Genomic DNA, 12,749 nt, shown 5'->3' on the forward strand with positions numbered 1-12,749 from the left:
CCTATTGTACCACTAATTTTAATGTTTTTATTACTTTACCATTTTGTTGTAGGGCTACCACATAGGTGCCTGCCTGCCAATGGTTGCAATATAATTGTAATACCCCTTCACTATCGGTTAGGGTTTTTACGGTCATGGTTTTTCCACTTAAAGCCGTAACTGTTAACGTAGTGGCTGCTTTACTAGCTGTTTTATAGTACAGCGTGGTACTTTCTTGTACCGGGTTAGGGGCAGCCATCAGTTGTATTTCGGTCATTTCTGCTTCTGCGCCTTGCGCCATTTTGCTATTACCGCAATTAGGTATGGTAATGCTAAAGTCACCTACTGAACATTCAGCGCCGTTAGCAACTGCTTGAATATTAAACATAACGCTACTACCAGATACACCCGATGCTGGAAAAAAGTAGAACGATCCGCTACTAGCATTACCAGGAAGTAAGGTGATGCTATTGTTGGCGGTATAACCTGAACTAACCAAAAACGGAGTAACGGTTAAGGTAACAGCCGTTGGGCCTGGGTTATAAGCGGAATAGAATATCTCTACAAACGTACCTCCGTTACTCTCCATGCATTTTACGTCTTCAGCCTTATATTCATATTTTATATCACAAGGGTTACAAGATTCTCCATCAGCCGTGTAATCCATATCACCAATGTTAATATGGCAATATCCGTTATCTAATGTTAACTGATAAACTCCCGATTGGGATAATGGATAGTTTGCAACCGTACCACTTCCACTAGAAACACTTCCTCCGTTTAGTATCCATGCCCAATCTGAATAAGTGCCTAATGGCCCTACTATATAGGTAGGATTACGTTTTATACAGTCATCAAAACAACCTTCAGGGAAAATCCAGGCAACAGCCTGTAAATCGGTTGGTAAGGTAATTTGGTTGGTAGCTGTACAGTCATTACGTTGTGCACGTACTTGTATAGCACCATCATGGTACATAGTGGTACTGGTACCTGTATCTCCATTACTCCAATAATAGTCTACTCCGCTTTCTACATTGGTTACGGTTACTTCCACCTCGTATGGATCACAACCTACTACATTGAAAGATAAGTAAGGCGTGTTTACCGGGTTGGTTACTTCTACGGTAAAAGTGCGTTCTGGCCCCGTACAGGTAGTACTACCATTGCTATAAGCGGCAGCTACGCCGTAGGTATGTAAACCTGTAGTGCTTGGTACATCGGTAATTTCTGTAAGTCCGTCATAGGCACTATCCGCAACACCGTCAACCGTCCAATAATAGGTAAGTTCTGGGTTGTCTGGTACCGAAAGGGTTACCGCACTACCTAAGCAAACCCCATCATTGCCTGTAATTACCGGAGCATCTGGTAACGGAATTTGATTTACGTCAGTAGGTTGTATCAAATGCGAGAAACAACCTTCGTTACTGCTTACATACACATAATAATGTCCGTCAGCATCGTTATTAACCGTATAGCTACCCGTAGTGGTAGTTCCTAACAAAACCCCATCCTTATACCATTCAAATGCATCTGGCATGTTACCATTAATATTATTGTTATAAGTAATAGTTACAGCTTCCCCTTCACATGTTTCTGAAGGTGTAATACTTAGATCTCCGTCTAAAAGAGGATCAGTAATAGATAATCCATGCGTAACACTGTTACTACAACCAAACTCATTCGTAATTGTTAAAGTAACGGGAGTAATACCACCAAGTCCAAAATTGAAGGTAGGTAGAGGTTGATAATTGCCCGTACCGTTAAAGTCCCATTCATAGGTTAAAGAAGAGTCTACTATACTTGGGGTAAAAGGAATACTTTGTCCTAAACACTCGGTATCCCAAGTAAAATCTATATTATCAATATCTATAATTTCTATAGTATCAAATGCTGTACATGCTGGGTACCCTGAAGTAGAAATTTTAACTCCAATTTCATACGTGCCAGGGGCAAGAGAAGTATAGGTGTGTGAGGTGCTGCTAGAAGCAGATGTCCATGTACTACCACCATTTTTGGTGAATTGATAATTGCTAATGCCTACAGGAGCATATTCTTGCGAAGCATCTAGAACTTCTAAATCATACGTACCGTTACCATTACAAACTATGTTGTATTTAACGCCTGCTTCGTACGGTATAGTTACTGTAAGGTCATATTTTATACTACAGGTTTCTCCGCCTCCTATATTATACGTAGCTATTACATCAACCGAGTATTCTCCTGGTGGTACGTCTGTTACTATAATTTGAGAGAAAGTAGAAGCACCAACGTCTACATAGTCATATAGGTCAGCCAAAGGACTTAAATATACATTGATAGGAGAACCCGAAGCGTTAATGTTAATGGTAGCCTCTCCACAAGCCGAATTGGTATACGTGGCACTTAAAGTTTCATTTACGGTACATGTGTTTGGCGCTCCACAGCTATAGTAATAGTATATTCTTTCTGTTTCACTGGAGCAATATGAATTAGATACAACTGCATAGTAATACCCATAGTTACTTTGTTGCGAAAGGTCTATAGTATCGGTGTTTTCTCCTGATATAGGAGATCCCGTACCTGTCTGGCTAGTACTGAAATACCATTGGTAGCCTGTAGTAGCCCCAAAACCAGTTTGTGCTGTTACGGTATAGGTATAGTCAGCCGTGGTTAAACTGGGGTCACACGCATTTAGATGTAGTGTTTCTGGACTTAAAGAAACTACCGGAGTTTGATACAGTGTTACTGTAAAAGTATCGGTAGCTGCCTGGCATCCGCTAGCAAATGTAGCCGTAGCTGTTACCGTAACCGTTGTATTGTTACTAGTAGGTTGCGGAAACGCGTAATCTACTGTAGCATCATCTACAACAATATCCCCATTAAAATTCCATTCAACTGATGAAGGCGTCATACCTCCTGCAACAGTTAGGGTATAGGTTTGTTCGTCTTCGGCACACATAGTACTGCTTGGTGCACTAATGGTTACCTCTGGAGACGTTACCACCGTTACTTCATAAGATTCGGCATAATCTTCACCACATTTTTTTACTGTAGCAGTTACTTCAGCTGTCATACTGTTAGACCCCGTAGGTGGTTCATTCCATAAAATTTCTACACTATTTGTATTTTGGTTGGCGTACACACTACCTGCTGTAGATGGGTAAATAGTCCATACATAACTATCAGCGTCTGCTACCGGGTCTATAGTGTAGGTTTGAAAGCTACTACCACAAACAGTATCTTGTGCTTGTGTAAACGTAATGGTAGGTACATCTTTTTCTACATTATAAGTAATAGCGTCAGATTCACAACCATTTTTTTCATAGTATAAAGTAACCACGTAATCTTCAAACGCAGGGTCAAAAGTTATGGTAGCATCGGTACTGGTAGAACTACCTATAATAGTACCATGATCTACAGACCAATGTGGGGTTACCCCATCTGGTACACTCGTTGCACTATACACGTTAGAAGCCGTAGGGCACACCAAGATGTCTCCTGTAATACCTGCCGGAGTAGGTACATCTGCATATACTTTTATGGTTTTAGCACCAATACAATAATTATCGTCAATAGCTTGTAAAACATACGTACCTGCCAAGTTAAAAGTTTCTGTAAAGGTAGTACCCGAGCTGGTAGTAGAAGATCCGTTTGGTTTTTCTAATACCCAAGAATCTGGTGTAATGGTAGCTCCGTTATATTCTACTGTGTAGGAGTTGGTAGTGTCAAAACATACAGGAGAGTCTCCTATTATAGTAGCTGATGGGTTTATGGTAATTTCTAAGCTTGCAGTACCCCCACAACCTAAAAGCGCATTGTTATATTCACATCTTAATAAAATAGTACCGGCACTACCTGCTTGTAGTACTATCTCGTTTCTTTGATCGTTTGTAATTAAAGTGGTTCCACTAGTACTAGCTAAAATACTCCAATTAAATTCTGTAGTAGGCCATTGCGGTAATGAGTAAGTAAATTGCTCACCCTCACAAATTTCGGTAGGGCCTTCAATAGTACCATCTTGTTGTACTACGGGTACTTTTAGTGTAACTTCACAATCAGAACAAGAAGATCTTACTGTAATTTCACCAAAACCTGAAGGATCTACATGGTCCCACACAATAGTTGCGGTGCCTCCATTATTATTAAGGATTGTTCCCCCTTGTGCCATCCAGTCATAATCACAACTGGGGTCATAGTTCATTATTTTATATATAGCCTGTTGTCCTTCACAAACAACCGAAGGACATTCAATAGGACCAATACCTGGGGAGATAATTACCCTGGTAGTATAACTATCAATACATCCACAACCATTAGATACAATTAGTATTACTTCATATACACCTGGAGCAGTATATTGATGCGATGGTTCAAAAGCAGTTGAATAGGTGCCATCACCAAAATCCCATTGATAGTACAGGGTGGTATGTCCGTCTGCTGAAGAAGATAAGTTGGTAAAATCTACTTCATCTTCTAAACATGCTCTAATATCTACCGTTTGCTCACCTACTGCAAAAGCAGCTGTTGGAGCACCAACTTTTTCAATACAAATTTCGGTTTCTTTAATAGTTCCATCGGTTAATGTACTTACCGCAGTAATAGAACTTTGTGTAGTGTTCATGGCACCCCATGCCACATTACATGTTGTAGAAGTTTGAGAAGAGATGGTTCCACCTGATACCAACCAAGTAGTACTACTAATGTAAGAGGTGTCTCCCGCAAGGTTGTAGCCAACCGTGCTTAGTTCGCACACACGTATGCATTCACCATCTTCAATGTAATCTCCATCTCCAACGGCAGCAGCAGCTGCTGCATTGGTTTTCTCTTTGTCTCGGTCTCGAGTTTTTTGGCAACTTACATCTGAATCCCATTCCAGATACAAATTAACGCTGTCTAGTACAGCTGTAGTTCTTGTGGTTGTAATGGGGTCTTTGTTTGCCCCTAAAGAAAAGTTGTTGTAGGCCATAGCCTGTCCTATGCATAGCAGCGTAGCCACTATACACATGAAGAGCGTAGTTTTCTTCATTTTAGCGAGTTTAGATTAGTAATTAAAAAGCGATAATTTTATGAAAGCAAATAAAAAACGTGCACGTATAATTATTAATTCACAAAACTGTATGATTGTACGATAAATGTATAAAAAAATTATTTGATTTGTAGGAAATAAGTTAATTTTTTGTGAAATAATATCTTTTTTTTGTTAAAAAAATATAGATAAACTTTCGCAGCTATTGTAATTACAGGCGTTAGGCGGCAGTAGAAACATTTTAAATAAATGTAACATTTTTAGTAAATTACCTACTTATAAGTATGTCAATCATCAATCAAAAAACTGAAAAATTAAACGTATGGGGTGTTTTAGAGTACTCTTAGCCATTGTTTGTCCGCCATTGGCTGTATTAGATAAAGGATGCGGATCTGTAGTAATTACTTTTTTACTCACCTTATGTGGTTGGGTGCCTGGGGTAATTGCAGCACTTATCATATTGAACAATCCTAACCGATAAATTTGTACCTTTACAGCCTGTAATTAGGTGTATGAATACCTTTAAAAAAGAGTGGTTTGAATAAAGAAGTGTACATAGAAGACTTAGGGGTAAAAGATTATAAAGAAACCTGGGATTATCAGGAAGAATTGTTTCAATCTATTTTAAATCTAAAGATTAAGAATAGGAGAGAAGATACAACCGAGCCCACTTCTAATTACTTTTTGTTTGTAGAGCATCCGCATGTGTATACCTTAGGTAAAAGTGGAGACTTGAGTAATATGTTACTGAATGAAGAAGAGCTAAAAGCCAAAGAGGCTACTTTTTATAAAATTAACCGAGGGGGCGATATTACCTATCATGGTCCCGGACAAATAGTTGGATATCCTATTTTAGATTTAGATAACTTTTTTACCGATATTCATAAATACTTACGCTTTTTAGAAGAAGTAATTATACTTACCTTAAAAGACTATGGTTTAGAAGCTGGGAGAAGCGAGGGCGAAACGGGAGTATGGTTAGATGTTGGTACACCATTTGCACGTAAAATTTGTGCTATGGGCGTAAGAGCTTCTCGTTGGGTTACCATGCATGGGTTTGCTTTAAACGTAAATGCTAACTTAGGTTATTTTGATAATATTATACCTTGTGGTATACGCGGTAAAGGGGTAACCTCTTTAAATGTAGAGTTAGGAAAAGTAGAAATACCTTTGGAAGAAGTGAAAGAAAAAATTAAAAAGCATTTTCAAGAATTGTTTGAAGCTGTTTTTGTGGAGAAAAGTGCAGCTTCTTTGTAATGTATTTTCTTTAACAGATTGCCATTTTAACTATCTCTTAATTGTAAAAAAATAAATCAGGTGGTTTGTTTTTTGTATTTTTAAAAAATCAAGAACAAACAAATAAAATTATGAAACACCTGCTAAGCGTGCTCATGCTATGTGGTATAATGCTACATGGCTATAGTCAGCAAAAAACGTATTGCAACCCTATTAACATTGACTACGGTTATACGCCTATTGAACCCTTTACTACCTTTGGGAAACATAGAGCCACTGCCGACCCAGTTATTGTAAACTACCAAAACAAGTATTTTTTATTTTCAACCAATCAGTGGGGATATTGGTGGAGTGATGATATGCTTCACTGGAATTTTATTTCCCGAAAATTTTTAAGAGAACGCAACAAAGTATGGGACGAGCTGTGTGCTCCTGGTGCTTTTGTGATGAACGATGAACTTTATTTGATAGGTTCAACCCACGGTAAAGCTTTTTCTATGTGGAAAAGTGACAACCCAACAGAAGACGATTGGGAAATAGCCGTAGATTCTTTAAAAGTAGGAGCTTGGGATCCTGGTTTTCTGTATGATGAAGATAAGGATAAGTTATTTTTATATTGGGGCTCTAGTAATGTATTCCCAATTCTGGGAACCGAATTAGATACCAAAACATTTCAGTCAGATGGGTATGTAAAACCCATATTAACCCTAAACCCTGAAGATCATGGTTGGGAACGTTTTGGAGAGCACAACGATAATACTTTTTTTCAGCCTTTTATGGAAGGTGCTTGGGTAACCAAACACAATGGTAAATATTATATGCAATATGGAGCACCAGCAACTGAGTTTAGTGGTTATGCAGATGGGGTGTATGTAAGTGAAAGTCCGCTTTCGGGATATGCTTACCAAAAACATAATCCGTTTTCTTATAAACCAGGTGGTTTTGCCAGAGGAGCAGGGCATGGTGCTACTTACCAAGACAACTATGGTAATTGGTGGCATACCTCTACCATAACCATTGCACAAAAAAATAATTTTGAAAGACGTATTGGTATTTGGCCAGCCGGTTTTGATGAGGATGATGTAATGTATTGTAATACGGCTTATGGAGATTACCCAACCCTATTACCTAATGGAGAAGCCGACCATACCAAAGGATTATTTGCTGGATGGATGTTGCTTAACTATAACAAACCTGTACAGGTGTCTTCTACCTTAGGGGGCTACCAACCCAATTTTGCGGTAAACGAAGATTTAGAAAGTTATTGGAGTGCTAAAACCGGAGATAAGGGAGAATACTTTCAAACCGATTTAGGAGCTATCGCTACGGTAAAAGCCATTCAAATAAACTATGCCGACCAAGATGCGGAGTTTATGGGGAAACAATTAGATACGTACCACCAGTATAAAATTTTAATTTCAGAGGATGGTAAGCGTTGGAAAACATTGGTGGATAAGAGCAAAAATAAAACCGATGTACCACATGATTATATTGAGCTTGAAAAACCTACACGCGGACGTTATTTAAAATTGGTAAACTACCACATGCCAACAGGTAAATTTGCCCTTAGTGGTTTTAGAGTATTTGGAAATGGAGATGGAGAAAAACCAGCGCCTGTAGAGAATTTTGTAGCCCTTAGAGCTAACCCTAAACAATATGGTGAGCGTAGAAGTGCTTGGATTAAATGGAGAATGCATGATATGGCAGATGGGTATGTAATTTACTTTGGTAAAGACCCTGATAAGCTGTATGGTAGTATTATGGTTTATGGTACCAATGAATATTGGTTTACAGGTATGGATAGAACAGACACCTATTATTTTCAAATAGAAGCATTTAATTCTAATGGTATTAGTGAACGTACCGAAGTAATAGAAGCAAAGTAATAATGGTATATATAAGAAAGTACAGTTACTTTCTTAAACACCAAAGTGGAACAGCCACTCTTAATTTTAATTTTGAGTGGCTGTTGCTTTTTATTTTACATGAATTTCCAGTTTGAAAAAAAATGAAAATGTTATTTGGTAATTGAGTTTATCTTACTGAAAACTCAAAAGTACTTTCATTTTTATATTCTTTTCCTGCTTCTAATATGGCAGAAGGAAAACTTTCTATATGCGGTGCATTTGGGAAATTCTGAGTTTCAAAACAAATAGAAGAGTAGTTGCTGTATTCAGCATCATCTTTGTAATTACATTCTCCTAAATCTTCAGGGGTAAAAATAACAACACCAGGTTGGTTGGTAGTTACTTTCATTTCAATGCCTGTTTTAGGACTATACAAAGTAGCTGCTTCTTCACTTTTAATAGGGAAACAATCGTCTACCCCTGTAAAGCCTTCTTGTTCTTTAATAATTTTAGGTGTTCTAAAATCAAAAGGAGTGTTGGTAACGTCTAATAATTTACCTGTAGCAATTTGGGTATCGGTTACCTCTAAAAAGGTATCACTATTAATAAATAATTCATGATTTAAAACCGTACCTTCTCCATTCAAGTTATAATAATTATGGTTGGTTAGGTTAATAATCGTTTTAGCATCAGAAGTAGCGGTGTATATATTTTTTACTTTATTACCTTCTAGCGCATAAGTTACACGAGCAACTAGATTACCAGGATACCCCTCGTCTCCATCTTCGCTTTCTATTTTAAATGTAATGCTAGTTTCGGTTTGTGTTTCTACTTCCCAAACTCTTTTATGAAATCCGTTTCTGCCACCGTGTAAGTGTACCCCGTTTTCATCGGTATAAATAGGAAATTTTTGGTTGTCAATCTCAAAATACCCTGAACCAATTCTGCCGGCATACCTACCTAAGCTTGCGCCTAAGCAATACCCGTGATTTTTGTAGTCTTCAACAGTTTTAAATCCTACCACTACGTTGGTATTGTTTCCTTTTTTATCTTTAACATAGAGTGAAGTAACGGCTGCCCCGTATACTGTGCAAAATAACGTAATATTGTTATTTTGAATGGTATATGTTTCCAATTGTAGTTAGTTTTAAAAAATTATAAACAAATTTACTACTTATTCAGGAAAATTTTGCAACGCTGATAGTTTTATATCGTCTTTAAGTATGTAAAGTAATTTTAACCACCAAGAAACTAGCCGGCATGTTTCAAGGCAATATTATTGAAAAGTGTAAAAAGAACGACCGTAAGGCGCAATTGCAATTGTATAATAGCTATTGCGAGGGCATGTTTCATGTGGCTTATCGTTTTTTAAAATCGGTAGAAGATGCAGAAGATGCTATGCAAGAATCCTTTATCAAGGCATTTAAAAAATTGCATCAGTATCATGGCGACGTAACTTTTGGTGCTTGGCTTAAAAAAATTGTAATTAATCATTGCATTGATCAGTTAAAATATGAGAAAAAACAATTGGTATCTTTAGAAGATCAATTGCTAGAACCTATACAACACGAGGAAGAGGTGATAAGTGAATCTTTGGTTATAGAAATTAAAGAGCACATATTAGAAGCCATAGATAAGCTTTCTGATAAGTACCGTTTAGTGGTTTTGTTATATTTAGTAGAAGGGTATGATCATAAAGAGATTTCAGAAATATTAGATATTACAGAAACGGCTTCTAGAACCAAATTGTTACGAGGTAAAAGAAAATTACAAGAATATTTAAAAGTTTATAGTAATGGCATTGGATAAACAAGAAAAAGATTTTTTCCGTAGCAATGTTTCATTGCCCAAAGGACATGAAAATCGTTTTTTAGAAAAACTAGAGCAAGAATTGCCTCAAAAGAAAACAGCTTTTAGTTACTATGTAAAAATAGCAGCTGCAATAGTAATTCTTTTAGGGTTGGGGGGTATTGCATACTTTGTGCAAACAGATTTTTCTAAAGAAAGCATACCAGCACCGTCAGTTGCAGAAGGAGTTGATGAGCAAAAACATGTATCGCCATCAGAAAACGAACAGATTACTTTGGGAGATTTATCTCCTGACTTGAAAAAGATACAAGAGTATTATGCTGCAAACATCAACTTAACTTTGGCAAGCCTTGAGGTAAACGATGCTAATAAACGCTTATTTGATGGTTATATGGATAGGTTGGCAGTTTTAGATAAAGAGTATAAAACATTAACTAAAGAGCTGAATACGTATGGGCCTAATGAACAAACGGTTAATGCACTGATTAATAATTTACAATTACGGTTACAATTGCTTTACAAGTTGAAAAATAAATTAGAAGAACTTAAAAAGACAAAGCAACATGAAAGTATTAGTTAAAGGAGTCACTTTACTTTTGTGCCTTATCACTCAGGCAGTGGTAGCACAGGTACAAAAGAAAGAGTTTAAAGAGAGTTTTAATGTGTCATCAGATGTTACTGTAGCGGTGAATACCATGAATGCCGATGTAGTTTTTGATACTTGGAACCAGAACAAAGTAGAGGTAATTGCTACTATAGAAATTGAGGGCTTAAGTAAAGAAGAAGCTCAAGAATACTTTAATAATTGGGATTTTGAAGCGTTGGGTAACAGCACTAAAGTTACTATTACTGCAGGCGGAGGAAATACCCCTTTAATTTTTAAAGGAGAGCCTGATAAGTTTGATTTTCATTTCGATTTTGATTTTCCTGAAGTGGTAGCAATGGAAATGGACTCATTGTTAATATTACCACCTCCGCCACCTGCCATCATGGAGCTTGCTAATGTAGATTTTGACTATGAAGCTTTTGAAAAAGATGGAGACGCCTATTTAAAAAAATGGCAAAAGCAATGGGCTAAAGAATACAAAAAAAGCAACATTGAAAAAGAGATGAAAGAATGGGGTGAGAAAATGGCGAAAAAACAGGAGGTATGGGCTGAAAAAAATAAGGCTTTAATGGAAAAACAAGAACTTCTTATCATAAAGCAGCAAGCTGAAAAAGCAGCTCAAAAAACACAAGAATTCTTTTTAAACTCTGGTGAAAACGAAATTATTATTATAAAAGATGGTAAAACGGTTCAATTAAAAATTAAAAAGAAAATAGAAATAAAACTTCCTAAAGATGCTAAGCTTAAAATTAATGTGCGCCATGGAGAAGTAAAATTGGCCGATAATGCAAATATTAATGCAACCCTGTTTTATGCAGGGTTGCATGCCAATACGGTACAGGGAAATCATACAGTAATAGAATCTTCTTATGCGCCTGTATCTATAGAGCAATGGAATCAAGGCAAATTGATATTAAATTTTTCTAAAGATGTTTCTATAAATGCTGTTAACAATATTGACTTGGTGTCTAATTCTTCTGATGTAACTATCAATAAGTTAACTAATAAAGCATTTATAAATGCTAATTTTGGTACATTAACCATGAGCAATATATCTCAAAATTTCACATTTTTAGACTTACGTATGGATAATATGGAGGGAACTATAAAAATGCCCAATGTAGCCTATAAATTAAAGCTAGCACTAGAAAATACAGATGTCAAATCTCCTGTAACTTGGAAATTTGTAAAAGAGAATAAAGGGTATAAAGAAGGTTATAATAAAACTAATAAGGTGACTAGTCAATTAGCTGTAAGTGGTATTTTTAGTAACTTAATTTTTCTTTAGTACAATTGTATTTCCTTCCTTGATATTTATTTTCTGCTTTCATTTTTTTGATGAGTTCATTGGTAAACTCAAAATTTTTAATTCCCCATGTAGGTGCTATTAACAATCGTAAGGGAGATTGCGATATAAAGCGTTCAATGGCAATTACGGGGTTGAGGTTTTCTACAAAATCACTTACCAGATTTATATATTCGTCTTTGCTGTACAATGAGAACCATTCAGGGTTGGTTTTAAATTGCTTAGCCATGATGGTGCCTTTCACTAACTGTAATTGATGTAGTTTTAGAGTGTTTAAAGGTAATTTAGAAACTTCTGTAGCATGTTTTATTATTTCTTCGCTGCTTTCTCCTGGTAATCCTAAAATTAAGTGAGCTCCTGTATGTATGTTTCTTTTGGCAGTAGCTTCTATAGCTTTAATGGAACTTTGGTAGTTATGTCCTCTTCTAATAAACTCAAGCGTTTTATTATTTGTAGACTCAATTCCATATTCAATCATTATATACTTTTCTTGTGCTAATTCAGCAAAGTAATCTAATAAGTCGTCTGTTACACAATCGGGTCTGGTACCTACAACAATACCTTCTATTTTTGGGTGTTTAAGTGCCTCTCCATAAATTTTCTGTAAATTTTCAATACTGTCATAAGTATTGGTGTACGATTGAAAGTAGGCAAGGTATTTTTGAGATTTATAACGCTTGTTGAAAAAGATGATGTTCTGATCTATTTGGTCTTGTATAGGGTCAACATCCTTTTTAAAATTAGGACTAAAAGATTGGTTGTTGCAATAGGTGCAACCACCATAGCCTAAATTCCCGTCTCTGTTTGGGCATGTAAAACCTGCGTTAATACTTATTTTTTGTACTCTACTACCAAATTTTTCTTTGAGTAAAGTATTGTAATTTAAATAGGGTATATGTAAAAAACCTTCTTTGTTCATGACTTCATTTAATCATGCGCAAAGAAGGTGTATTTTTTATT

General features: G+C 36.4%; 9 protein-coding genes. 6 read left to right on the forward strand and 3 right to left on the reverse strand.

Going from position 1 to position 12,749, the window contains the following annotated elements; genetic code table 11:
• Window position 1: 1 nt before the first annotated feature.
• Window positions 2-4,984 (reverse strand): PKD domain-containing protein, encoded by a 4,983-nt coding sequence (locus Y10_RS16105; protein ID WP_281766451.1) that lies wholly within the window; start codon window positions 4,982-4,984, stop codon window positions 2-4.
• Between the two features lie 322 nt (window positions 4,985-5,306).
• Between Y10_RS16105 and Y10_RS16110 the strand changes: the two genes are divergently transcribed.
• From Y10_RS16110 to Y10_RS16120, 3 genes are all read left to right on the forward strand, one after another.
• Window positions 5,307-5,465, forward strand: coding sequence for a YqaE/Pmp3 family membrane protein (locus Y10_RS16110; protein ID WP_281766452.1), 159 nt, complete (start codon window positions 5,307-5,309; stop codon window positions 5,463-5,465).
• Window positions 5,466-5,521: 56 nt separating this feature from the next.
• On the forward strand, window positions 5,522-6,241 hold the full coding sequence (lipB, locus tag Y10_RS16115; protein WP_281766453.1) for a lipoyl(octanoyl) transferase LipB: 720 nt from the start codon (window positions 5,522-5,524) through the stop codon (window positions 6,239-6,241).
• Between the two features lie 110 nt (window positions 6,242-6,351).
• The gene (locus Y10_RS16120; protein ID WP_281766454.1) at window positions 6,352-8,106 is read left to right on the forward strand and encodes a discoidin domain-containing protein; all 1,755 of its coding nucleotides are present in this window, start codon (window positions 6,352-6,354) and stop codon (window positions 8,104-8,106) included.
• A gap of 148 nt (window positions 8,107-8,254) precedes the next feature.
• Here the strand turns inward: Y10_RS16120 and Y10_RS16125 are convergent, their stop codons facing one another.
• On the reverse strand, window positions 8,255-9,202 hold the full coding sequence (locus Y10_RS16125; protein WP_281766455.1) for an aldose epimerase family protein: 948 nt from the start codon (window positions 9,200-9,202) through the stop codon (window positions 8,255-8,257).
• Between the two features lie 125 nt (window positions 9,203-9,327).
• Here Y10_RS16125 and Y10_RS16130 point away from each other — a divergent pair, with 125 nt between their 5' ends.
• The 3 genes from Y10_RS16130 to Y10_RS16140 are packed head-to-tail and all read left to right on the forward strand — an operon-like array spanning window position 9,328 to window position 11,771.
• Window positions 9,328-9,876, forward strand: a complete 549-nt coding sequence (locus Y10_RS16130; protein WP_281766456.1) for an RNA polymerase sigma factor — start codon at window positions 9,328-9,330, stop codon at window positions 9,874-9,876.
• The gene (locus Y10_RS16135) at window positions 9,863-10,456 is read left to right on the forward strand and encodes a hypothetical protein (RefSeq protein ID WP_281766457.1); all 594 of its coding nucleotides are present in this window, start codon (window positions 9,863-9,865) and stop codon (window positions 10,454-10,456) included. The genes Y10_RS16130 and Y10_RS16135 overlap by 14 nt, the downstream gene beginning before the upstream one ends.
• On the forward strand, window positions 10,440-11,771 hold the full coding sequence (locus Y10_RS16140; RefSeq protein ID WP_281766458.1) for a hypothetical protein: 1,332 nt from the start codon (window positions 10,440-10,442) through the stop codon (window positions 11,769-11,771). The genes Y10_RS16135 and Y10_RS16140 overlap by 17 nt, the downstream gene beginning before the upstream one ends.
• Here the strand turns inward: Y10_RS16140 and Y10_RS16145 are convergent.
• Complete coding sequence (locus Y10_RS16145) at window positions 11,749-12,708, reverse strand: TIGR01212 family radical SAM protein (protein ID WP_281766459.1); 960 nt, start codon at window positions 12,706-12,708, stop codon at window positions 11,749-11,751. The two genes, Y10_RS16140 and Y10_RS16145, sit on opposite strands and share 23 nt — an antisense overlap.
• Between the last annotated feature and the right edge of the window lie 41 nt (window positions 12,709-12,749).

It is taken from the genome of Neptunitalea lumnitzerae, from assembly GCF_027924185.1.
Lineage (GTDB): Bacteria > Bacteroidota > Bacteroidia > Flavobacteriales > Flavobacteriaceae > Neptunitalea > Neptunitalea lumnitzerae.

Coding starts and splice junctions, on each gene's coding strand:
- Y10_RS16140 (WP_281766458.1), top strand. CDS start 10,440: ATGAAAGTATTAGTTAAAGGAGTCACTTTACTTTTGTGCCTTATCACT.
- Y10_RS16130 (WP_281766456.1), top strand. CDS start 9,328: ATGTTTCAAGGCAATATTATTGAAAAGTGTAAAAAGAACGACCGTAAG.
- Y10_RS16135 (WP_281766457.1), top strand. CDS start 9,863: ATGGCATTGGATAAACAAGAAAAAGATTTTTTCCGTAGCAATGTTTCA.
- Y10_RS16110 (WP_281766452.1), top strand. CDS start 5,307: ATGGGGTGTTTTAGAGTACTCTTAGCCATTGTTTGTCCGCCATTGGCT.
- Y10_RS16120 (WP_281766454.1), top strand. CDS start 6,352: ATGAAACACCTGCTAAGCGTGCTCATGCTATGTGGTATAATGCTACAT.
- Y10_RS16105 (WP_281766451.1), bottom strand. CDS start 4,984: ATGAAGAAAACTACGCTCTTCATGTGTATAGTGGCTACGCTGCTATGC.
- Y10_RS16145 (WP_281766459.1), bottom strand. CDS start 12,708: ATGAACAAAGAAGGTTTTTTACATATACCCTATTTAAATTACAATACT.